The sequence below is a fragment of the Streptomyces sp. Q2 genome (assembly GCF_056820935.1).
On the sequence record NZ_JBXEJE010000019.1, the window covers coordinates 53,538 to 74,758 of the forward strand.

Here is a 21,221-nt window from a genome sequence, read left to right on the forward strand (position 1 = left end):
CGCCGTCCCACCCCGCCGTCCTACCCCGCCGATGACCCCGCCGATGACCCTGCCGACGCGCTGCCCGCCGCTACGGCAGATGCGCCCACCCGCGATACCGTCGTCCGACGAGGTATCCAACGCGCCAACCCCGGAGGGGACTTCGTGGGTATCGAGAGCGACCAGGTCGTCTACGAGTATCTGAGCCGCGTCGGCGACGTGGCCCAGCAGCGGCAGTTGCCGTCGGCCACCCGGATGCGCCTGGTGTCGGAGCTGCGCAACGAGATCGACCGGCGTCGCGCGAAGGTCACCGTCGACAGCCCCGCCGCCGTCCGCCGCATCATCGACCGCCTGGGCAGCCCCGACGAGGTCGTCCAGGCCGCAGGCGGCACGGGCAACACCGGCAACACCGGCGGTACACCGCAGCCGCCGGCCGCCGCAGTGCCCGTACAGCGGGACCGGGAAGCGGAGGAACGCGTCCGCCCGAAGGGGCTGCGGCGGGTCGTACCGAGGCCGCGACCGGCCCAGGCGTCCCCCGACCCCGGCCCGTCCGACGTGCCCTCGCCGCCGCACATGGCGAGCACGCACGAGCTCGGGGACAGCGCGACGCAGCCGGACTGGTGGCGGGTGGACAGCAGCCCGTTCGGGGTGGGCGACAGCGTGCCCGGCTTCGTCGGAGGTGTGGAGATCCCGGAGCTGCTCAGGCCGCCGCCGAAGGAGGAGCCGGCGGTCGCGAAACAGCCCGCCGAACAGCAGCCCGCGCCCACGGTCCACAAGAAGGCGGGGACGCTCGGGAAGCTGGTCCGGCTCCAGAAGACCACGCCCCCTCCAGCGCCCGTCGTGGAGGCCGTGGCCGAGGCGCCCGCCGCCCGCCCCCGCTTCCGGCTCCTGGGCCACAGGGGCAACGGAGACACCGGAGGCGACGGCGGCACGGGCGGCTGGACCAACCCGTTCCTCCTCCTCGCCGCCGCCCTGCTCGTCGCCGGTGCCGTGCTCGGCAACTGGATCGCCCTCGTGCTGGGCTGGGGCATCGCCTACGCGTCGCGGCGGCTGAGCGACGCCGAGACGAAGTGGGCGGTCGTGGTCCTGCCCTGCCTGTCCCTGACGGCCGGCGCGGTATGGCTGTGGGGGCGGACGGAGGGCCGGTGGGGCGACCCCGTCGCCGAGGGACACATGAGCGACGCGATCGCGCAGACCTGGCCGTGGGTGGTGCGGGGCGCGGCCGTCGCGTCGGCGCTGTTCCTGGTGTGGCGGTCGCAGCGACGGCGGTAGTCCGCGATCACAGGCACAGGCACACGCACAGGCAAGGGCACACGCACAGACAAGGGCACACGCGCAGGCATGGGCAGGGCACACGGCCGGCCTGCCGTGACGGCGGCTGGGCACAATGGCCCATATGGCCTTTACGACCTCCCCCGCGCTGACCGTCGGCTTCGACCTCGACATGACCCTCATCGACTCCCGGCCCGGCATCCACGCCTGCTACCTGGCGCTGTCCGAGCGGACGGGGACGTACATCGACGCCGACCTGGCGGTCACCCGGCTCGGGCCGCCACTCGCCCAGGAACTGGTCAACTGGTTCCCGGCGGAGCGGGTCGAGCCCATGGCCGACCTGTACCGCTCGATGTACCCGACCATCGCCATCGTGCCGACCCCCGCGATGCCCGGCGCCCGTGAGGCGATCGCGGCGGTCCGGGCGGCCGGCGGACGCGCGATCGTCGTCACCGCCAAGCACGAGCCGAACGCCGAGCTGCACCTGGCCCACCTGGGCATAGCGCCCGACGAGGTCATCGGTGACCTGTGGGCGGAGCAGAAGGCGGACGCGCTGCGCGAGCACGACGCGGGTGTCTACGTCGGCGACCACGTCGGGGACGTACGGGGCGCGCGCAAGGCCGGCGCGCTCTCGGTCGCGGTGGCCACCGGCCCGTGCGATCCGGACGAACTGCGTACGGCGGGCGCGGACGTCGTCCTGAAGGACCTCACCGAGTTCCCCGACTGGCTGGCGGACTACCTCCCGGCCCGCGCCTGACGGCGCCCCGCCGCGACCGACCGGAGCACTCCCGCTCCGGACAGCAGGAAGCCGACGCCCATGAGCATGCTCAGGCCGAACATGTACGTCGGAAAGGGCGTCGTACCGAGCAGCATCGGGGCCACCGTGACCAAAGTGGCCACGGCACCGATGAAGAACACGAGCGCACCGGCGCGGATCAGTCGGTCACCGGGCTCGACGGAATTCGTTTGGGTTTTGTCACGCACCGGACCAGGGTAGTTCCCTGCGCGAAGGAACAACCGGGCGACGTCTTGTCACCGGCCTGAAGACCATTAGCCTGGGAACCGGCGGGTCCCGACGACCCGCCCCAGTGCTATCAAGAGCCGTTTCCAGAAGCAGTTTTCCGACGAGTACGAGGACGAGGACAGACGTGCCTACCGGCAAGGTCAAGTGGTTCAACAGCGAGAAGGGCTTCGGCTTTCTCTCCCGCGACGACGGCGGTGACGTCTTCGTCCATTCCTCGGTCCTCCCCGCCGGAGTCGAGATGCTCAAGCCGGGCCAGCGAGTCGAGTTCGGTGTCGTCGCCGGTCAGCGCGGCGACCAGGCTCTTTCGGTCACCATCCTCGACCCGACACCCTCGGTCGCGGCCGCGACCCGCAAGAAGCCGGACGAACTGGCCTCCATCGTCCAGGATCTGACGACCCTCCTGGAAAACATCACGCCGATGCTCGAAAGGGGCCGTTACCCCGACAAGGCCGCCGGCGCGAAGATCGCCGGCCTGTTGCGGGCGGTCGCCGACCAGCTCGACGTATAACCGTCCCTCAGGGGAAATCCAGCGCGTTCGGGCCGAGGGGCGGTACCAGCCCCTCGGCCGCCGCACGGGTGAGCAGCCCGCGTACGGCCGCGTAACCGTCCTCGCCCAGATCCGCCGTGAATTCGTTGACGTACAGTCCGATGTGCTGGTCGGCGACGGCCGGATCCATTTCCTGGGCGTGCTCCATGACGTACGGGCGGGAAACCGCGGGATCGTCCCAGGCCGCGCGGACGGACGTACGGATCGAGTCGGCGAGCAGCGTCAGCTTCTCCGCGCCCAGCGACCGCCTGGCGATGATCGCGCCCAGCGGGATCGGCAGCCCGGTCGTGTTCTCCCAGTGCTCGCCCATGTCCGCGAGCTTGTGCAACCCGTAGTTCCGGTACGTGAAGCGCGCCTCGTGGATGACGAGTCCCGCGTCGACCTTCCCGTCGCGCACGGCGGGCATGATCTCGTGGAACGGCATCACCACGATCTCGCCCACACCACCCGGGAGCGTGTCCGCCGCCCACAGCCGGAACAGCAGGTACGCCGTCGACCTCTCGCTCGGCACGGCGACCCTACGGCCCGTCAGGTCACCTGGTTCACGGGTGAGGACGAGCGGCCCGCAACCCCGGCCCAGCGCACCCCCGCACGGCAGCAGCGCGTACCTGTCGAGCACGTACGGCAGCACGGCGTACGACACCTTCAGCACGTCGGTCTCGCCGCGCTCGGCCATGCCGTTGGTGATGTCGATGTCCGCGAAGGTCACGTCGAGGGCGGGCGCGCCGGGGACGCGGCCGTGGGCGAGGGCGTCGAAGGTGAAGGTGTCGTTGGGGCAGGGGGAGTAGGCGATCCGCAGAGGCTGCGAAGACTGCGACGGCTGCAACGGCTCACTGGTCATGTGGGTTCCAACTCTCCAAGACGGGTGTGAGCTTCCCGAAGGCCGTCGTCAACGCGCTCAGCGCGTCGCCGATGCGCCAGGCGGCCCGGTCGCGCGGGCCGACCGGGTTGGACACGGCCCGCAGCTCCAGGACCGGCACGCGGTGCGCGGCGGCCGCCTCGGCGACACCGAAGCCCTCCATGGCCTCGGCGAGGGCGCGGGGGTGGCGCTCGCGCAGGACGCCGGCCCGGGCGGCCGTACCGGTCACCGTCGACACGGTGAGGACGGTGCCGGGGCGCGCCCCGGTCGCCGACACGACAGCTCGTACGAGTGTTTCCGGCGGACGGTGGGTGACGGCCCCGAAGCCCAGCTCGGTCACCGGCAGGAACCCGTCGGCCGTCTCTGCCCCCAGGTCGGCCGCGGTGATCTCGTCGGCGACCACGAGCGAGCCGAGGGGCGCCTCCGGCTGGAAGCCGCCGCCGATCCCGGCGGAGACGACGAGGTCGTAGGGGGTGCCTTCGAGCGCGGCCGCGGTGAGGGCGGCGGCGGTGGACGCGGCGGCGAGGGCGGGTCCGACACCGGCGGCGAGGAGGTCGTACCCGCCGGGGGCGCTGTGGAAGGGCGTGCCGGCGAGCGGGTGCGGGGTCGTGCCGGTGAGCCGGTGGAGCGTCGCGCCCGGGATCGGCACCTCACGAGCGGTGCCCGGGAACGCGCGCGCCACCGCGTCCCGTTCGACCGGGACCGCGGTGGCTACGAGGATGCGCATGGACGGAGCCGGATCAGTTGTCCGCGTTCTTCAGCTTGAAGTTCCAGGCGCCCTTGTACACCTTGCTGACCGTCGAGTCGGTCTTGTCCTGCTCGACGATGCTGATGTTCAGTTCCTTCGGCGCGGCCTGCCCCTGCTGGTCGGCGAAGAGGTCGACGCCCGCGAAGGAGTAGTACGTCTTCTTGTAGACGTTGGTGACCTGCTGGCCGTTGATCCACAGGGCCCAGCCCGTGTCGGCGACCTCAGGGTCGACACCGATGCGCAGCGTCTCGCTCTGCGGCACCTCGATCGTGTGCGACGACTTCTTGGCGGCGCACTTGGCGGCCTCTTCCTTGCCGAGGTCCTTGCCGTCGTCGTAGCAGGCGGCCTCGGCGCTCACCGAGTCCGAGCCGACCGTCACGGTGGCGCGCGGCGTCGGCTTGTCGCAGGCCGACAGGACGAGCAGTCCGGCGGATACGGCGCCGGCGGCGGCGACGACGCGGCGGCGTCGCACTACGGATTGCAGCATGGTCATGGCCGAAGGCTATCGGGCACGCCCACCCACCCCCCTACGCGGGGGTGCGACGTGCCGTGCGTTACGCCACCCTCGGTCGCGCGGGGCCCCCGTGGCGGGCCGACGTCAGCAGACCCCGGACGGTGGTCAGCCAGCCGACGGCGACGATCGCGGCGCCCACGAACAGGCCCAGCGTGCCGTTGAGGGGCATCACGATGCCGACCGCGCCGCCGAACACCCAGGACACCTGGAGGATCGTCTCGGAGCGCGCGAACGCCGACGTCCGCACCTGCTCCGGCACGTCCCGCTGGATCAGCGCGTCCAGCGACAGCTTGGCGAGGGCCTGCGCGAACCCGGCGACCGCCGCGAGACACGCCACCAGGAAGGCGCCGAAGAATATGGCCGCCGTGATCGCCACGCCCACCACGCACGCCACCACCGTCACGATGATGATCTCCGGCGCCTTCGACCGCAGCCACGCCCCCACCGCCGTACCGAGCGCGTTGCCCGTGCCCGCCGCGGCGATCACTATGCCCAGCGACACTGCCGCGCTCTCCCCGGTCAGCGGATGCTCCCGCAGCAGGAAGGCGAGGAAGAAGATCAGGAAGCCGGACAGACAGCGCAGCCCGGCGTTGGCGCCGAGGGCGTGCGTGACGGCGATGCCGACCGTGCGCAGCCCGGGCCGCTTGACCGGCTTGAGGTGCGGCCCGTGCAGGTGTGCCTCGTCCGCGGCCAGCAGCGCCACGTCCTCGCCCTTGGCCGAGTCGACCTTCGGCGGCAGGGTGAAGGACAGGAACATACCCACCATGAAGATCACGAAGGCGCCGTAGAGGGGCCAGCTCGACCCGATCGACTGCAGCCCCGCCGCGATCGGCGCGGCGACGCCGGTCGCGAGCAGTCCGCCGAGGGTGACCCGTGAGTTCGCCTTCACCAGGGAGAACCGGGGTGGCAGCAGCCGGGGCACCACGGCGCTTCTGACGACCCCGTACGCCTTCGAGGCGACGAGTACGCCCAGCGCCGCCGGATAGAGCTCCAGGCTGCCGCTGGCGACCGCCCCGGACAGGATCAGCGCGAGCAGCGCCCGGGCCAGCATCGAGCCCGCCATCGCCGCGCGACGGCCGTGCGGGAGGCGGTCCAGGAGCGGGCCGATCACCGGGGCGAGGACCGTGAAGGGCGCCATCGTGATCGCGAGGTAGAGCGCGACGCGCCCCCGGGCCTCGTCCGTGGGGACCGAGAAGAACACGGTGGAGGCCAGCGCGACCGTGATCATCACATCCCCGGCGCCGTTCACACCGTGCAGCTCGATCAGCTTGCCCAGCCCGGACTCGCCGGCCCCGTGGGCGTGCGTCGCCTTGCGGATACCGCGGGCGGGACCCGTCACCGGCAGATGCAGGGCACGGCCGACCGCGCGGAGAGGCCCGCCGTTGCGACCCGACCCGCTGCCTCGGCCGCTCCCCTTGCTGCCTTTGATCCCTTTGGACATCCCTTTGGACCCACCGATCCCGGTGGCACCTTCGGGAGTCTTCGCGGCTGCCACCCCGTCATAGTGCCCCGAGAAAGCCGTGTGTAGTGCGGTTACCGCGCGTATGGCGGTGCACTTCTGAAAGCGAACAGACCCGTCGGTGTAGGCCAAGCGCACGCGAACAGGTAGCGTGCGTATCTCAGCCATCCCGCAGAATGGGTGGTACAGGTGCGCCCGAGTGTGAGTGGGCGTGGACGTTGACGCGGTCCCCAGGTCCGCTCCGTCCGCCCCGCCGCCGACAGGCAGACGCACCAGAGAGACGGCGTAGGAGAGAAGCGATACCTGTGAGCGCAGCGACCACGCGAAGCCGCACCCCCGACCGCCTGTGCGCCGAGGCCGTCGACCTTGCCCGCTCGGCCGCCGAGGAGGCCGCCGCACCCGGAGTGGTCGGCGAGCACTCGGGGCTGGTGTCCGAGGGCGACCGTGTCGTCACGCACTTCTTCGAGTGCAAGGAACTCGGCTACCGGGGCTGGCGCTGGGCCGTCACGGTCGCCCGCGCCTCCCGCGCCAAGTTCGTCACCCTGGACGAGGTGGTGCTCCTGCCGGGCCCGGACGCCCTCCTCGCCCCCGAGTGGGTGCCCTGGAGCGAGCGGCTGCGCCCCGGCGACATGGGCCCCGGAGACCTCCTCCCCACCGACGCCGAGGACCTCCGCCTGGAGCCCGGCTACACCGGGGAGGACGAGCCGCTGCCGAGCTCGCCCGTCTCCGAGGAGATGGCCGAGCTGGTCGAGGCCGAGGACGCCGAGGTCACGCCGGGCGCCCCCGCGACCCTGCCCGTGGTCCCCGCCCGCGGTTCGATCGCCGCCGTCGCCGAGGAACTCGGCATGCGCCGGGCCCGCGTCCTGTCCCGCTACGGCCTGCACGTCGCCGCCGACCGCTGGGAGGAGTCCTACGGCGCGAAGACCCCCATGGCCCAGGCCGCACCCGCGGCCTGCGTCAGCTGCGGGTTCCTCGTGCCGATCGGCGGCTCCCTGGGCCAGGCCTTCGGCGTCTGCGCCAACGAGTTCGCCCCGGCCGACGGCCGCCTGGTCTCCCTGTCCTACGGCTGCGGAGGCCACTCCGAGGCAGCGGTCATGCCGGCTCCGCCACGGCCGGCACCCCCGGTGATCGACGAGACGACGGTGGATCCGTTCCCGCTGCGGCCGGCGCGGGATTCGGGGTCCGTACCGGATGTCTCCGACGAGGATGCGGCGGAGCTGGGGCACTCGTAAGGGGCCCGGTGGGAGTCTGATCCGGACACGGCACCAACTCGTGTCCAGGATCGGACTCGCTCGCTACTCACCCGTGGGTCGGTCCGCGGTCTCTGAGAGGACCTGTTCCGCCGAGGTGGCGGTGATGGCGCGGTCGAACCAGAGGTCGAGGACATCAAGGTCGTCGCACGACGTGACGCGCTCGCGGTCTGCGTCCGAGACCTCGACGCCACGGCGGTCCAGCAGATGCAGGATGCCTTCGGCCTTTGCCTGGGCGCGGCCCTCGTCACGGATTTCCTCGGAGAGATACGACTTGTAGAAGGAAAGGTCCACGGCCACCAGGTTCCTCCAGAGTTCTCCGGCCCGGCGATTGACGCCGAGGCCCTGTGCGGTGAATTCGATGATGGGGTCGGCGACGGCTTCGGGCACGTCCTGCAGAGCGGTGGAGAGGGCCTTAAGTATCCCATCGACGGCCGGTTCCTTCGCGTGGGTGATGGCGGACAGTGTGGCCAGCGCCAGGTCGGCACGGGCCTCGTCCGGATCGTTGATCACGGGCATGTTGTGCGGACCGGCCACCAGCGGGTGGAGCGTGAGGGCGGCCCACCACCGGGGCCCGATGGATACGGGCTGGGCGGCCCACTCGGCTGTGGCCCGGTCCTGGCAGACGACCAGCAGCAGGGGCGGGGTCTTGTACTTGGTGTGCAGGAAGGACAGGTAGTAGGCCCAGCTGGCGGGCTTGTTCGGGTCCTTCGCGCTCTGCGCTTCGACGGCCAGCAGGACCGGCTCCTCGCCGTCGAACCGCAGGAGTGTGTCGACGCGGCGTTCGACGGGCTGGATCTCGGTGAGGTCGGTCGGCAGAACCGTGACGGACGTGGGCCGGATGAACGGCAGCCCGAGGGCCTTGGAGACGCCGGTGAACAGGCCCGGGTACTCCTGGAAGATGCGGTGCATCGCCTCGTGGGACGAGTTGACCATGCGGTTCCTTGTGCTGGGGCGGGCCTGTGGATCCTCAGACCGGTGCGGGTGACGGGGCCCGGCAGTCGCGGCAGTGGCCGGGCGCGGGGGAGCGGAAGGCGCGGTCGCAGGCGTCGCAGTTCTGGAGGGGGTGGCGGGTGGCCGGTGGTGGCGCGGTCGGTGTGCGGAACGGGGGTGGGGGCGGCAGTTGGGCGGTGAGGCGGTGGGCCAGGAGGGCGGCGGGGCGTCGTAGGCCCTCGGGTGGGAGATCCGCGGTCAGGGCGTGGCGTACGGCGGTGGGGCTGACGTCGCGTTCCAGCCAGGCGGCGACGCCGGGGGCCAGGTGGGCCGTGTCGCAGGCGGAAAGGAGCAGGCCGGGGTCGTGGCGGCGGAGGTCGGCGAGGAGGTCCGTGGCCCTCTGGAGGAGGGCGGGGGCGGGGTGCGCCGGGTGCGGCACGGGGGATAGCGGCTTTCGGGGTGCTCGTTTCCTCGGGGCGGGGTGTGCGGGGCGTACGACGGGCTCGTGGTCGGCGTCGCGGTGCCGTCCGGGCTGGTTGCAGGAGACGGTCCGGGTGATGATGCGGCCGCCGGGGACGCGTTCGCGGGTGCGGCGCAGGTAGCCGTGGGTTTCGAGTTCGCGCAGGGCTGCGGCGATGCGGGTCGCGCCCTCGGGGAAGCGGGCGGCGAGGGTCTTGATGTCCACGCGGGCGCCCTTGGGCAGTGACTGGATGTGGGCGCCGAGCCCGATCGCGAGGAGCGAGAGCTCCGGGTGCTGGGCGAGGTGGTTGCCGATCACCGTGAAGCGGGTGGTGTGGCGGGTGTGGTCGTGGTCCAGGCCGCCGCCGGGGTGGGCGTGCCGGTGGGGGTGGTTTTTGCCTGCGGGCCGGGACTGGGCGTGCGGGGGCACGCTAATGTCGTGCGTATCCATCAGGAAGGTGCTTTCTTCCTCGTTGGTCAGGCCCTCGCATTGGGATGCCAGTCCCGGCGGGGGCCGTCGCATGTCTGCGGTCGTGTTGCGCTGAGAGTAAGGCCGGCAACCGGACGGAAATCCAGCCGAGTTGGTGATGTTCACTCGCCCGGGTGAGGTGGCGGGCGCCGCGGCGGGAGGGTGGGGTGGGGTTTGGTGGTGGTGCTTTCATCGTCGTGGTTCTTTGGGGAAGGCGCCCCTGTCACCGAAGCCCGCGTTTGTGTGCTCCGGTGGGAGATTCAGCTCCGCCCAGACGGTCTTGCGCGGGGCTGGCCCCACGGTTGTGCCCCAGCGGTCGGCGAGCGCCTCGACGAGGACGAGACCCCGGCCTGACTCGGCGTCGAGGGCGGGTACTTGGAGTCTGGGCAGATGGTCGCCGCAGGTGTCGGTGACCTCGATGCGCAGGGTGTCGGCGACGACGTAGAGGGTGACCCGGAAGTCCCGGCCGGGGACGCGGCTGTGGGTGGCCGCGTTGGCGGCGAGTTCGGCGACGAGGTGGCGTGCCGGGTCCAACGGGAGCGCCCACGCGCGGAGTTGCTCGGTGGCGAGAAGACGGGCGAGGCGGGCTCCGCGGGGCGTGGGGGACAGCTGCACGCTGAAGTTGCGGATCGGGTGGTCGAGTCGAGCCTCGGGGGCGGCGGTTTCGTGGATCACGTCACTCAGAGTGGCCGTCCGCGCCTACCGTGAACAGTGACGACTCCGTTGCGTACGGTGACTGTCCAGAGGTTGTCCGGTGGTGTCCGGGCTGTCGGGAACGGTCGTACGGGTAGGGGCGTCGCGGCAAGGTCGTACGACGGAGGGGCGCGGGATGACACAGGTGGACGGCCACGCGGGGCGGCTCAAGACCGAGGCGGACGAGCCGGGTTGGGAGGTCGACCCGGACGACGACTGGGGTGTGGCGGTCGTCGCCACGGTGGGGCGGCAGCTGAGGCTGCGGCGGGAGGCGGTGGAGATGCGGGCCGCCGACTTCGGGGAGGCGGTCGGGTACGGCGAGGACATGGTCTACAAGATCGAGGCCGGGAAGCGGATTCCCCGCCCCGAGTACCTGGACAGGGCGGACGAGGTGCTGGCGGCGGGTGGGCTGCTCGCGGCGATGAAGGAGGACGTGAAGAAGGTCCGGTACCCGAAGAAGGTGCGGGACCTGGCGCAGATGGAGGCGAAGGCGGTCGAGCTTCAGCTGTACGACCCGCTGAACGTCCACGGGCTGTTGCAGACGCCGGAGTACGCGCGAGGGCTACTGCTGATGCGGCGCCCCGCGTACACCGAGGACGAGGTGGAGCGGTTCATCGCCGCACGGGTGGCCCGCAAGGCCGTCTTCGAGCGGGGCCCCGTGCCTGAACTCAGCTTCGTCCTGGAGGAGTGGACGCTTCGCCGCCCGCTCGGTGGGAAGGCGGTGCTGCGACGCCAGCTCGAACATCTGCTGGTCACCGGGCAGTTGCGGAACGTCGAGCTTCAGGTGATGCCGATGGATCGGGAGGAGCATGCCGGGCTTGCGGGCGGTATCGAGGTGCTGAAATTCGCCGACGGCTTGGCGATGGGCCGTTCGCCGGCCGTCGCCAACGGCCGACCGGTGTCCGAGCCCAGGCAGCTCCGTATCCTTGAACTTCGGTATGGCATCATCCGGGCGCAGGCTCTCACGCCGCGTGAGTCCGCCGCCTTCATCGAGCAACTGCTGGGGGAAACATGAGTCGTAACACCTCAGCCGGGGGCGCGTCCGACCTGGCGTGGTTCAAGAGCAGTTACAGCAGCAGCAGTGAGGGCGACTCCTGCGTCGAGATCGCCCCCACCCCCGGCACCATCCACGTCCGCGACTCCAAGCACACCGAGGGCCCCCGGCTCGCCGTCACTCCGGCCGCGTGGGCGGACTTCGTGACGTACGCGTCAGCGGGCTGACCTTGATACGTCATCTCAGTTGGTGATTTGTGCAATGGAGAAATTCGCTGGCAGACGGGTGCTGTGACGGTTGAATGCCTGGGTGAGTGACTACTGGACGCCTGCCCATGACGCGGTCGAGCACGACAATGCGGAGGCTCTGGCCCGGTTGCTGGCCGACGGTGTTGATCCCGACGAAATCTTCAGCAACATGACGCTGCTCACGCACGCCATCGATGCCGAGGGCGACGGATCCCTGCAGAGCGGTGAGCCGCTGACCGTTCACCTCACTGCTGTACTGCTGGCCTTCGGCGCTGACCCGGAGCTCGCGGATCCAGAGGGTCACACACCGCTGGATGTGGCTGCCCACTACGGTCACGACCTGGCTGTGCATCTGCTGCGGGCCCACATCAGCAGGCGAGCCGCCGGTAACAGATGAGGGTGCAGGCGATGCTCGTGAAGGCGAGGAAGTGTTCGGCTCTACGCTCGTATCGGCACCGAAGTTGGTTCCGGCGCTCAGCTGATGGTTCCCGCGCCGCGCAGTCGTAGTGGGTCCACACATGGCGGTCCAGATCGATGCAGGACGCGGGAAGCCGGGTCACGGTTGTCAGCCGGCCTCGCGGTCGCGCAGGGCGGTGAGGGCAGCGGTGCGAGGCTCGGATGTCGGGTCCACGTGGCCTGCGCCCTTCTCGTCCGGCATGGCGGACAACTCGACCAGGGCTGCTGCCGGGGACAGGCCCCGGTCGTACGCGGATCGCAGACGCTGCAGCCAGATCAACCCGGCCTGGTAGACCGTGTCGTCGCCGACGTCCTGCGGCTCGAAGCTCGCTGCCGGCTCGGAGTCGGAGACCCACAGATAGCCGAGCACGTCACCGTGATCGTCTTTGACCGGCACGTACCGGACGTCGCCCTCGACCGTGCGTCGGTATCCGATCCGTCCGAAACCAGGCGTCTGCGTGAACATCCCGTGCCGGGAGGGGACTTCGAAGCTCCCCCATACGTCCAGCGCGTTGGCGTTCTCGTCGAAGAAGTTCTCGGCGCCCGACTCGTTCGGCTTCGCGAAGTACGTCGGCTCGTCCGGGTCCGTCTCCGAGTCGAGTGCCTCGGAAAGATCGCGCAGGGCCGCGGAGAGTCGCGGGGCGTTGGCTGCGCAGACGTCGGGCTGAGGCCATCCCTTGAGGTCGTACGGCAACCAGACATCAGTGTGCGTCACCAGATCCACGCTGATGTAATCGAACAGCGTTGAGGCTCCCAGTCGGAAGAGGTCCGCCTCCTCGCGGGTGTCGTTTCCGATCACCACCTCGCCGCCGCTACTGGCGCCCGCATACACTGACCCGATTTCGCCGGGACGCATAGAGGCCTCGATCCTCTCGGCCAATTCCGCCGCAGCGTCCGCGGGAGGGGAGGTTGCCTCTGGCTCGAATCCGCCCTGGAAAAGGTAGGTGTTCTTCACGCCAGCCTCGTGGACGGACACGGATACACGCGGTGTACCGACCATGAGCCTGTGCTCGCTCAGGACGGCGTACGCGGTGAACAGTTCATGCAGGCAGGCGGTTACGCTGCTGCCGGCGTCGTGATCGCGTCCCCACGTCCAGCGGGCGACAGGGGTGGTGGCTTTCACAGTGTTCCCTCCGGCATGAATTTACCGCCGGGCGGGATGGTCAGGACCCCGTCCTCGACGCGAATCACGAACTGGATTCCAGTCTTGCCGTAAACGTCCACGAGACGCTGCTCAGTGCGGAGGGCCACATGATCAGCCAATGTGCCCTTCGTGTCGACCACGAACGTGTTGAAGTCGGCGCCGGAATTCTCCATTTGCTTCATGTTTTCGAAGATCTTCTTCACGAGCCTCTTCGGGTTCTGGATTTCCTTGAACTGATACCCGTGAGCCTTGCCGTCCATATCTCGGGCCATCACGTCGAGATCTGTTCCGTCGGCCGTCGTAACCCCCGATTTTATCTCCACGCCCCCCTTGATCTCGAAGGATATGTCGTGGATCCCGCTGTCGTACAGCCGGTTACCGAGACGCAGCTGCTCTATGCCACCGGACATCTTGTCTACATGGCTCAGGCTGGATACGACCTGCCCGTAATTATCGAGTCCCTTGAATCTGCCGGATGCGATCGTGTCAGCAATCTCTTTGCCCGCCGGGTGGTTGGAAAGGTTGGTCAGAACCCGCTCCAAGTCGTCCGGCTTCACACTCGATCGACGCAACTGGTCACGGATCTGCTGCTCGGTATCGCCGCTACGCTCCATCGGCCCCGACTCCCGGGAGGGACGCTCCCAGTTCGCCACGCCACCGTGGGAGCCTGATCCACTAGATGTGTCGGTGTCCGGGCTTCTCGAACCACCGTCGGCGGGCGCCTCTCGGTGGCCACCGGCCGTGGGCCCCTCAGTGTGGCCGCCCGAAGACGGCTGCTCGTGGCCGCCGACAGGTGCCTCATGCGCCTCACCGCCACTGCTGTGTTCACCGCCACGACCGCTGGGCGGTTCATGGCCGGCAGACGGGCCGCCGGGGAGCTCACCTCCGGCGTGGGCAGTCGGGGCGTTGTCACCACCCGCGCGTACCCCTGCGTTGTCGGGAACCCGGCCCACATCGCCGAGGTCGTCGCCCACGCTGTCGCCGAGCCGCACCGGCTGGCCGGCCTGCTCGGCGGTGCGGGCACCCGCGCCCACCAGGGCGGGTTCCCTGACCGGGGAGTCGACGCGGGACACGTCCGCGCCTGCCGCCGGGGCGCCCGAAGCCGGTCCGTCCACCACATCCGTCGGCGCGTTGTCGACGTCGTCGATCACGTTGCCGTGCTGGTCGAGGAGGTTGCCGTTGCCGTCGATGTACTGGGCCGGGGAGCCGTCCACGCTCGGGAGCTTTGTCGTGCCCGGGGGGAGGGTGAGGGTGTCGTGGGGGAGTTGGATGGTGCCGTCGGGGAGCCGGGTCGCGCCCTCCGGGATCGTCGCGCTCTCGGGCAATCTCACCGTGCCGTCCGGGAGCTTCAAGGAGCCCTCGGGGAGGGCGAAGGCGCCCTCCGGGAGCGGTGGGACGTGGATCGCGCCGACGCCCCTCAGCCCCTTGGTGATGTCGCCGATCTTCGACAGGCCAGCGCCGGCGGCCTTGGCGACGTAGGTCATGGGGTCGGCGAAGTGGCTCGCCTTGCCCGCCGCCGAGAGCACCTTCGCCGCCGCGCCCGCCTTGCCCGCACCCGACACGCCGCCGCCCGCGCCACCCGTGAAGACGGTCGTCAGGACGTTGAAGGTGACGGCACCGGCGGCGCGGCAAGGGTTTTTGCCCCACTCGTCCCACGCCAGCAGGGCTTTGCCGGTCTCCTTCATCGCGGTGCGTGAATCGCGGATCGAGGCCGGGAGTTTGTCCTCCGGCAGCAGCCAGAACGCCGTGCCCAGGATCGGGTTCATGGTGAGGGCGATGCCGGCGCCGAGTTGGGCGAGGCCTTTCCATGCCTGGCCCATGGCGTCCCAGCCATCGACGCCGACCAGGGTGCCGAGGCCCTTGATGGTGCCCCAGATGCCGTCGACTATGAAGCCGTCCCAGACGAAGGACTTCACCCAGTGGCCCACCTCGTACCAGTGGTGCTTCTCCTCGACCGGGTCACCCCAGGGCACCTTGGCGTTCTTCATGTCCTCGGCCGCGAAGCCGTACTGGTCCTTGCGGTCGGACCCGTCCCCGGCCACCATCTGCGTCCCGCCCCACAGGGCGGTGATTTTGTTGTGGCAGGTCCGCTCGGCCGCCCAGAACGCTGCCACCGTCGCGGTGATCTCGTCCCGGATCCGGTTGTGCTCGTCGACCTTGTCCTCGTCGTACTCCCACTCGTCGTCGTCCTTGACGGACGCGACGAACGTCCCGGCCCTGGCCTTGAGCTCCTCCAGTCTGGTCGCCAGGGGGCGGGCCTCGGTGGCGTACGTGGACAGGGCGGAGGACACCGTTTCCAGGTCGTCGGCGAACGTGCCCGCGCGGTCCGCGACCGGCTTCGTCTTCGCGAAGAGTTCCTCCGCCTCCGACGCGACGTAGTAGGCCGACAGGCCCTGGAACTGGGAGTGGATGTCCTCGCCGGTCTTGCGGACGTTGCCCGCGTCCTTCTTCAGGTCCGCGCAGTCGATCTCCAGCTGATCCAAGTGGCCCTGGAACTGCGGTATTTCCCCCGGCTTGAGCACGCCGCCACTCGCCCCCACTGCTCCCACCCGTCACCGACTCGATCATCTGTATCAATCGGCGCGTTGCATCCGCGATGCGGTTCTGGCCAAAGGTTGGCCCCCCGGCGCTGCTCGCTTACGTGCGGTCCCTGCCCCGGGACCCTCTCCGGCACGCCGACTACCCCGATCCGCCCAGGCGGCCCACACACCCCCGCCCTCCGAGCGGTACCTTCATCGTCACGCCGATGAGGAGAGTCAACGTGAGTAAGTTCGTGCGGCCCGCGGCCGAGGGTGCTGACCCCTTCGGGACCGCCCGTCTCAGGCGAGGCGTACTCGACGCCTGGGCCACCAGTCCCGCTCGCTTCCGCGAGGACGCAAACGCGGAGGAGGACCTCGTCCTCGGTGGATACCGGGACCGGCTCGTCGTGGAGCTCGCGCAGAACGCCGCGGACGCGGCCGGCCGGGCAGGGGTGCCCGGTCTGCTCCGGCTCACGCTTCGTGAGGGCGTCCTCGTGGCCGCCAACACCGGTGCTCCCCTCGACGCGGCGGGAGTGGAGTCCCTGGCCACCCTCCGCGCCTCCGCCAAGCGCGACACCCCCTCCATCGGCCGTTTCGGCGTCGGTTTCGCGGCCGTTCTCTCCGTCACCGACGAGCCCGCGGTCGTCGGGCGGCACGGCGGTGTCCGCTGGTCCCTCGCCGAGGCCCGGGAGCTGGCCGCCGATGTCGCCCGGCACAGTCCGGGGCTGGGTGACGAGGTCCGTCGGCGCGACGGGCACGTGCCCCTGCTGCGGCTGCCGTTCGCCGCCGAGGGCACCGCGCCCGACCCGTACGACACGGCCGTCATCCTGCCGCTGCGTGACCCGGCCGCCGCCGATCTCGCCGGGCGCCTCCTCGCCGCCGTGGACGACGCCCTGCTCCTCGCCCTGCCGGGGCTGGAGGAGGTCGTCATCGAGGTCGACGACGACACCCCGCGGACCCTGCGGCGCCGGACCGACGGCGACTTCACCGTCGTAGAGGACTCGCGGGACGGTACGACCCGGTGGCGTACCGCCGTGGCGCACGGGCCGCTCACGCCCGACCTGCTCGCCGACCGGCCCGTCGAGGAACGTTTGCGACCGCACTGGTCGGTCACCTGGGCCGTGCCGGTCGATGAGGACGGCACGCCCGCCCGGCCCCGCACCACCCCCTTCGTGCACGCGCCCACCCCCAGCGACGAGCCCCTCGGCGTCCCCGCCCTGCTCATCGCGTCCCTGCCGCTGGACACGACCCGTCGGCACGCGGCCCCCGGTCCCCTGACCGACTTCGTCGTGCAGCGGGCGGCCGACGCGTACGCCGGACTTCTCGCCGACTGGCGCCCGGTCACCGCCAGCATCATCGACCTCGTGCCCGGCCCGCTGGGCAAGGGCGAGCTGGACGGGGCGCTGCGGCAGGCGATCCTGGAGCGGCTGCCGCGGACCTCCTTCCTGCCGCCGGCCGCAGAGCCCTCAGCAGATGCTTCAGAGGACGAGGACCTGCCCGAGTCCCTCCGCCCCCGTGACGCCGAGGTCGTCGAGGGCGCCGGGTCCGACACCGTCCGGGTGCTGGCCGAGGTGCTGCCCACCCTCCTGCCCGCCGGGCTAGAACGGCGTGTGGAGCTGCGGACGTTGGGGGTCGCCCGGGTCCCGCTGACCGACGCCGTCGACCGGCTGGCCGGGCTGGAGAAGGAGCCCGACTGGTGGCGGCGGCTGTACGACAGCCTGGCCGGGGTCGATCCGGACCGGCTGTCCGGGCTGCCCGTGCCGCTCGCCGACGGACGCACCACGATCGGGCCCCGGCAGGTGCTGCTGCCCACCGCCGACGCCGCCCGCATCGACCCCCAGGTCCTCGCCCGGCTCGGCCTCAAGGTCGCCCACCCGGACGCCGCCCACCCCCTGCTGGAGAAGCTGGGCGCCCTCCCGGCCACGGCCCGGGCCGTGCTCACGACCCCGCAGGTCCGGGCCGCCGTCGCCGCCTCCCTCGACGACGAGGGCGGACTGGACTGGGAGCGGGACGCACCCGACGCAGAGGAGCTGGCCGACACCGTCCTCGCGCTGGTCCGGGACGCGGACCTGGAACCCGGCGACGAGCCCTGGCTCGGCGCCCTCGCCCTCCCCGACGAGGACGGGGAACTGTCCCCGGCGGGCGAACTCGTCCTCCCCGGCAGCCCCTTCCACCAGGTCATGCGCGAGGACGAACTCGCCTCCATCGACCCCGAGCTGGCCGACAAGTGGGGTGAGCAGCCGCTGGCGGCGTGTGGCGTCCTCGCCAGCTTCGCCCTGGTCCGCGCCACCGACGTGGTCCTCGACCCGGACGAACTGGAGCCCCGCGAGGGCGACTTCGCCGAGCCGGACGACGTCGGTCTGCTCGACGCCGTCGACGTGTGGTGCGAGGACATCCTCGACCGCTTCCCGGACACGCCCGTACCGCCCGTCGCCACCGAACTGGTCGCCGTACGCGATCTGGACCTGGTCGACGACGACAAGTGGCCGCAGGCGCTCGCTCTCCTCTCGAAGCCGCCCTTGCGTGACGCGATCACCCAGCAGGTGCGGATGCTGCTGCCGGACGGCACACACGAGGTCGTACGGCCTTACACCGCCTGGTGGTTGCGCGGGCAGCCGGTCCTCGACGGCCGTCGCCCCGCCGGGCTCCTCGCCGCCGGCGGCGACCCGCTCCTGCGCGGGCTGTACGACGAGGCCGACGCGACCGGGTTCGACGACGAGCAGGTACTGCGGGCGCTGGGCGTACGGACGTCCGTGGCCGCGCTGCTCGACGAGCCCGGCGGCGCCGCCGAACTCCTCGACCGGCTCGCCGACCCGGACCGGCACGTCACCGGCGCCCAACTGCACGCCCTGTACAGCGCGTTGGCCGACCTGGACCCCGAGCAGGTGACCCTGCCGGACGACCTGCGCGCCGTCGTCGACGGGAGGGTCGAGGTGGTCGACGCGGGCGAAGCCGTGGTCGTCGACTCGCCCGACCTGCTGCCCTTCACCGAGGGCGTCCCACTGCTGCCCGTACGGCCCGCCCGCGCCGCCGAGCTGGCCGAACTGTTCCAGGTGCGGCGGCTCAGCGAGTCCGTCACCGGCGAGGTGGACTCCGAGGGCACCGAACACGACGTACCGGAGCCGGTGCGACTGCTGCTCGGGGAGCGGACCCCTTCGACCTACGTCGAGCACGAGGAACTCTTCGTCGACGGCGTGGAGATCGACTGGCGCCTGACGAACGACGGCGTCCTGCACGCCGCCACCCTGGAGGGCGTCGCCGCGGGCCTCGCCTGGGCGGCGGGGCAGTGGCCCCGGCGGTTCGAGGTGGCGGCGTTGATGGAAGATCCTTCGCGGACGGGGGAGTTGGCGCGGGATCGCTGGTTCGACTGATGCGGTGACGTCTCATGACGTGACGTGACGTGACGTGCGTGACATGACGTGCGTGACATGACGTGTCATGACTGCGGGGGCCGTCCGGCGGGACGGCCCCCGCAGCCATGTTCCCCGGAGGTCTTCGCCCGAAGGTCCGTCAAAAGATCTCCAAAACTTCGTACAACCATTCACATGTGTCATGGATCTCATCACGTGAGCCAACAGGCTCCACCATCACTTGGGCCCCGTGCGACGACGAGCCGTAGGGAACGACCACTGCCGGGGCCCCTTCTCCACGTGGGGAACACATGCGCATTCGTGCCACCGTGGCCGCCGTCTCCGGCGCCCTGGCCCTGTCCGCCCTCGTAGTACCGGCCGCACAGGCCGACAGCTCGTCGTTCGACAAGTCCGACATCCAGAAGACCGTCCAGGCCGCGCAGTCGGCCTCCGGCAAGAGCGCCTTCGCCGCCGCCGACACCGGCGCGCCCTACGCGCTCGACCTGTCCTTCTCCGGCGTGAAGATCAACAACGGCAAGCCGATCGTCGCGGGCGTCGCCGCCCAGGTGACCGTCCCGGTGACGTACACGGTCACGCACGCGGCGGACGTCAACCTCAACGCCGCCGACTTCCTGATGGACGTCGAGCTCTACCGCGGTCCGTCCTACGCGGACTACGACTACAACCTCTACGGCGACGAGTGGCCGACCTGCACGGCGACCTCGACCACCACCGCCAACTGCAAGGGCACCATCGACGTCTACCCGGACGTCGAGCTGATCAACTCCTTCGCCACCACGTGGAAGGTCGGCGGCTACGCCATCGCGCTGAACGGTGAAGACCCCGACGCCGACGACACCGACTGGAGCAAGGTCGGTTACGTCGAGCAGGACGGGCTGGGCACCACCAGGCTCCAGCGCCTCTCCAAGCTGACGGTCAACGCCTCCCCGGAGCCGGTCGTCAAGGGCAAGACCATCACCGTCACGGGCAAGCTGTCCCGCGCCAACTGGGAGACCCACAAGTACGCGGGTTACAGCGGCCAGCCGGTGAAGCTGCAGTTCCGCAAGAAGGGCTCCAGCACCTACACCACGGTGAAGACCATCACGACGAACTCCACGGGCAACCTGAGCACCACCGTGAAGGCGTCCGCCGACGGCTACTTCCGCTACAGCTTCGCGGGCACGGCCAGCACCCCGGCGGTCAGCGCCGCGGGTGACTTCGTCGACGTGAAGTAACCACGCAACGAGGTGCGGCCGGCCCCGGAATCCATCCGGGGCCGGCCTTTTCTCTGCACCTGGCAAGTAGTTGGTATCCCGGATACAAAATCCGGATCCGCCCGTACAACCAGGCACAGGCGTCGCGGATCTGAGCGCGTGAGTCAACAGACTCCTAGCTCACTTCTCCCCCTGGGGAACGCACATGCGCATTCGTGCCACCGTGGCCGCCGTCACCGGCGCCCTGGCTCTGTCCGCTCTCGTCGTGCCGGCCGCGCAGGCCGCCGACGCCTCGTCGTCCTACCGTACGGACGCCACGAAGGCGTTCGCCGCGGCGCACGCCGCCGTCTCCGGCAAGGCCGCGCTCAGCACCTCCGCCGACGCGACGGGCCCGGACGTCACCTTCTCGAACCTCAAGATCGCCAGTGCGATCAAGGTCGGCACCACCAACGAGGTCACCACCACGGTCACCTACACGATGACCCACGGCACGGACGTCGACATCACCTCCGACGACTTCGCCACCGGCCCCGCCATCTACAAGGGCTCGTACGACTCCCCGAGCAACGTGCTGCTGGGCGACTACCCGGCGACCTGCACCGCGACCTCGTCGACCGTCGCCAGCTGCAAGGGCGACATCAACATCTACCCGGCCGAGGGCGAGCTGCTCAACGCCGACGCCGGCACCTGGACGGCCGGCGCGCTGGCCCTCACCTACAGCGACCAGGGCGAAACCGACCAGGGCAGCCTCGGCACCACCAAGGTCCAGCGCTACTCCAGGCTGACGGTCAACGCCGGTCCCGAGCCCGTCTACAAGGGCAAGACCATCACCTCCACGGGCAAGCTGTCCCGCGCCAACTGGGAGGACAACCACTACCACGGCTACACCAACCAGCCCGTCAAGCTCCAGTTCCGCAAGGCGGGCACGAGCACGTACACCACGGTCAAGACGGTGTACTCGGACTCGTACGGCAACCTGAAGGCCACCGCCACCGCCGCCTACGACGGCTACTGGCGCTTCAGCTTCGCCGGCACCACGACGACCCCGGCGATCAGCGCCGTCGGTGACTACGTCGACGTGCGGTAACCA

Annotated in this window: 20 protein-coding genes and 1 pseudogene; 10 read left to right on the forward strand and 11 right to left on the reverse strand. The window is 70.4% G+C overall.

The features are described 5' to 3' along the window. The first annotated feature begins 144 nt into the window (after positions 1-144). Positions 145-1,251 carry a hypothetical protein gene (locus ACWBNA_RS21730; RefSeq protein WP_482706105.1) on the forward strand — a complete coding sequence of 369 codons (1,107 nt, stop codon included), beginning with the start codon at positions 145-147 and terminating at the stop codon, positions 1,249-1,251. 124 nt (positions 1,252-1,375) lie between these two features. Continuing rightward, on the forward strand, positions 1,376-2,008 hold the full coding sequence (locus ACWBNA_RS21735) for an HAD family hydrolase (RefSeq protein WP_482706106.1): 633 nt from the start codon (positions 1,376-1,378) through the stop codon (positions 2,006-2,008). Here the strand turns inward: ACWBNA_RS21735 and ACWBNA_RS21740 are convergent. After that, positions 1,987-2,235 carry a hypothetical protein gene (locus tag ACWBNA_RS21740; RefSeq protein ID WP_482706107.1) on the reverse strand — a complete coding sequence of 83 codons (249 nt, stop codon included), beginning with the start codon at positions 2,233-2,235 and terminating at the stop codon, positions 1,987-1,989. The two genes, ACWBNA_RS21735 and ACWBNA_RS21740, sit on opposite strands and share 22 nt — an antisense overlap. Positions 2,236-2,399: 164 nt before the next feature. On the opposite strand from ACWBNA_RS21740, the gene ACWBNA_RS21745 reads away from it, so the two are divergent. Beyond that, positions 2,400-2,783 carry a cold-shock protein gene (locus ACWBNA_RS21745; RefSeq protein WP_217236935.1) on the forward strand — a complete coding sequence of 128 codons (384 nt, stop codon included), beginning with the start codon at positions 2,400-2,402 and terminating at the stop codon, positions 2,781-2,783. A gap of 7 nt (positions 2,784-2,790) precedes the next feature. Here the strand turns inward: ACWBNA_RS21745 and ACWBNA_RS21750 are convergent, their stop codons facing one another. The 4 genes from ACWBNA_RS21750 to ACWBNA_RS21765 form a co-directional block, all read right to left on the reverse strand. Then, positions 2,791-3,663 carry a 1,4-dihydroxy-6-naphtoate synthase gene (locus tag ACWBNA_RS21750; protein ID WP_482706108.1) on the reverse strand — a complete coding sequence of 291 codons (873 nt, stop codon included), beginning with the start codon at positions 3,661-3,663 and terminating at the stop codon, positions 2,791-2,793. After that, positions 3,653-4,408 carry a futalosine hydrolase gene (locus ACWBNA_RS21755; protein WP_482706109.1) on the reverse strand — a complete coding sequence of 252 codons (756 nt, stop codon included), beginning with the start codon at positions 4,406-4,408 and terminating at the stop codon, positions 3,653-3,655. Before ACWBNA_RS21755 ends, ACWBNA_RS21750 begins: the two co-directional genes overlap by 11 nt. A gap of 13 nt (positions 4,409-4,421) precedes the next feature. Further along, complete coding sequence (locus ACWBNA_RS21760; protein WP_482706110.1) at positions 4,422-4,922, reverse strand: hypothetical protein; 501 nt, start codon at positions 4,920-4,922, stop codon at positions 4,422-4,424. A gap of 61 nt (positions 4,923-4,983) precedes the next feature. Then, entirely contained in the window at positions 4,984-6,438 is a 1,455-nt protein-coding gene (locus ACWBNA_RS21765) for an MFS transporter (RefSeq protein WP_482706111.1), read from the reverse strand. Positions 6,439-6,707: 269 nt separating this feature from the next. Between ACWBNA_RS21765 and ACWBNA_RS21770 the strand changes: the two genes are divergently transcribed. Beyond that, positions 6,708-7,634, forward strand: coding sequence for a DUF3027 domain-containing protein (locus ACWBNA_RS21770; protein WP_482706112.1), 927 nt, complete (start codon positions 6,708-6,710; stop codon positions 7,632-7,634). 63 nt (positions 7,635-7,697) lie between these two features. On the opposite strand, the gene ACWBNA_RS21775 is transcribed toward ACWBNA_RS21770, so the two are convergent. The 3 genes from ACWBNA_RS21775 to ACWBNA_RS21785 all read right to left on the reverse strand — a co-directional run bounded on the left by ACWBNA_RS21775 (position 7,698) and on the right by ACWBNA_RS21785 (position 10,188). Beyond that, the gene (locus ACWBNA_RS21775) at positions 7,698-8,588 is read right to left on the reverse strand and encodes an RpnC/YadD family protein (protein ID WP_482706113.1); all 891 of its coding nucleotides are present in this window, start codon (positions 8,586-8,588) and stop codon (positions 7,698-7,700) included. A 34-nt stretch (positions 8,589-8,622) separates the two neighbouring features. After that, complete coding sequence (locus ACWBNA_RS21780) at positions 8,623-9,495, reverse strand: helix-turn-helix domain-containing protein (protein ID WP_482706114.1); 873 nt, start codon at positions 9,493-9,495, stop codon at positions 8,623-8,625. A gap of 207 nt (positions 9,496-9,702) precedes the next feature. Next, positions 9,703-10,188 (reverse strand): ATP-binding protein, encoded by a 486-nt coding sequence (locus ACWBNA_RS21785; protein ID WP_482706115.1) that lies wholly within the window; start codon positions 10,186-10,188, stop codon positions 9,703-9,705. 154 nt (positions 10,189-10,342) lie between these two features. Between ACWBNA_RS21785 and ACWBNA_RS21790 the strand changes: the two genes are divergently transcribed. The 3 genes from ACWBNA_RS21790 to ACWBNA_RS21800 all read left to right on the forward strand — a co-directional run bounded on the left by ACWBNA_RS21790 (position 10,343) and on the right by ACWBNA_RS21800 (position 11,845). Further along, positions 10,343-11,221 carry a helix-turn-helix domain-containing protein gene (locus tag ACWBNA_RS21790; RefSeq protein WP_482706116.1) on the forward strand — a complete coding sequence of 293 codons (879 nt, stop codon included), beginning with the start codon at positions 10,343-10,345 and terminating at the stop codon, positions 11,219-11,221. Then, positions 11,218-11,427 carry a DUF397 domain-containing protein gene (locus ACWBNA_RS21795; RefSeq protein ID WP_482706117.1) on the forward strand — a complete coding sequence of 70 codons (210 nt, stop codon included), beginning with the start codon at positions 11,218-11,220 and terminating at the stop codon, positions 11,425-11,427. Before ACWBNA_RS21790 ends, ACWBNA_RS21795 begins: the two co-directional genes overlap by 4 nt. Positions 11,428-11,509: 82 nt before the next feature. Further along, a complete protein-coding gene (locus tag ACWBNA_RS21800) occupies positions 11,510-11,845 on the forward strand; it encodes an ankyrin repeat domain-containing protein (protein ID WP_482706118.1) in 336 nt (111 codons plus the stop codon). On the opposite strand, the pseudogene ACWBNA_RS21805 reads toward ACWBNA_RS21800, so the two are convergent. From ACWBNA_RS21805 to ACWBNA_RS21815, 3 genes and pseudogenes are all read right to left on the reverse strand, one after another. Continuing rightward, a pseudogene (locus ACWBNA_RS21805) lies at positions 11,817-11,909 on the reverse strand (IS5/IS1182 family transposase); the annotation flags it as partial. The gene ACWBNA_RS21800 and the pseudogene ACWBNA_RS21805 overlap by 29 nt on opposite strands. Before the next feature lie 104 nt (positions 11,910-12,013). Beyond that, a complete protein-coding gene (locus ACWBNA_RS21810) occupies positions 12,014-13,027 on the reverse strand; it encodes a hypothetical protein (RefSeq protein WP_482706119.1) in 1,014 nt (337 codons plus the stop codon). Further along, a complete protein-coding gene (locus ACWBNA_RS21815) occupies positions 13,024-15,588 on the reverse strand; it encodes an ICP22 family protein (protein ID WP_482706120.1) in 2,565 nt (854 codons plus the stop codon). Before ACWBNA_RS21815 ends, ACWBNA_RS21810 begins: the two co-directional genes overlap by 4 nt. Positions 15,589-15,809: 221 nt before the next feature. On the opposite strand from ACWBNA_RS21815, the gene ACWBNA_RS21820 reads away from it, so the two are divergent. The 3 genes from ACWBNA_RS21820 (at position 15,810) to ACWBNA_RS21830 (ending at position 21,218) form a co-directional block, all read left to right on the forward strand. Continuing rightward, complete coding sequence (locus ACWBNA_RS21820; RefSeq protein WP_482706121.1) at positions 15,810-18,938, forward strand: sacsin N-terminal ATP-binding-like domain-containing protein; 3,129 nt, start codon at positions 15,810-15,812, stop codon at positions 18,936-18,938. 290 nt (positions 18,939-19,228) lie between these two features. Continuing rightward, positions 19,229-20,152 (forward strand): hypothetical protein, encoded by a 924-nt coding sequence (locus ACWBNA_RS21825; protein ID WP_482706122.1) that lies wholly within the window; start codon positions 19,229-19,231, stop codon positions 20,150-20,152. Positions 20,153-20,336: 184 nt separating this feature from the next. Then, positions 20,337-21,218, forward strand: a complete 882-nt coding sequence (locus ACWBNA_RS21830; RefSeq protein ID WP_482706123.1) for a hypothetical protein — start codon at positions 20,337-20,339, stop codon at positions 21,216-21,218. The last annotated feature ends 3 nt before the right edge of the window (positions 21,219-21,221 follow it).

What these genes read in the sequence shown, in the direction of transcription:
- ACWBNA_RS21735 (WP_482706106.1), top strand. Translation starts at nt 1,376, where the DNA reads ATGGCCTTTACGACCTCCCCCGCGCTGACCGTCGGCTTCGACCTCGAC.
- ACWBNA_RS21750 (WP_482706108.1), bottom strand. Translation starts at nt 3,663, where the DNA reads ATGACCAGTGAGCCGTTGCAGCCGTCGCAGTCTTCGCAGCCTCTGCGG.
- ACWBNA_RS21755 (WP_482706109.1), bottom strand. Translation starts at nt 4,408, where the DNA reads ATGCGCATCCTCGTAGCCACCGCGGTCCCGGTCGAACGGGACGCGGTG.
- ACWBNA_RS21760 (WP_482706110.1), bottom strand. Translation starts at nt 4,922, where the DNA reads ATGACCATGCTGCAATCCGTAGTGCGACGCCGCCGCGTCGTCGCCGCC.
- ACWBNA_RS21775 (WP_482706113.1), bottom strand. Translation starts at nt 8,588, where the DNA reads ATGGTCAACTCGTCCCACGAGGCGATGCACCGCATCTTCCAGGAGTAC.
- ACWBNA_RS21780 (WP_482706114.1), bottom strand. Translation starts at nt 9,495, where the DNA reads ATGGATACGCACGACATTAGCGTGCCCCCGCACGCCCAGTCCCGGCCC.
- ACWBNA_RS21790 (WP_482706116.1), top strand. Translation starts at nt 10,343, where the DNA reads ATGACACAGGTGGACGGCCACGCGGGGCGGCTCAAGACCGAGGCGGAC.
- ACWBNA_RS21795 (WP_482706117.1), top strand. Translation starts at nt 11,218, where the DNA reads ATGAGTCGTAACACCTCAGCCGGGGGCGCGTCCGACCTGGCGTGGTTC.
- ACWBNA_RS21825 (WP_482706122.1), top strand. Translation starts at nt 19,229, where the DNA reads ATGCGCATTCGTGCCACCGTGGCCGCCGTCTCCGGCGCCCTGGCCCTG.
- ACWBNA_RS21830 (WP_482706123.1), top strand. Translation starts at nt 20,337, where the DNA reads ATGCGCATTCGTGCCACCGTGGCCGCCGTCACCGGCGCCCTGGCTCTG.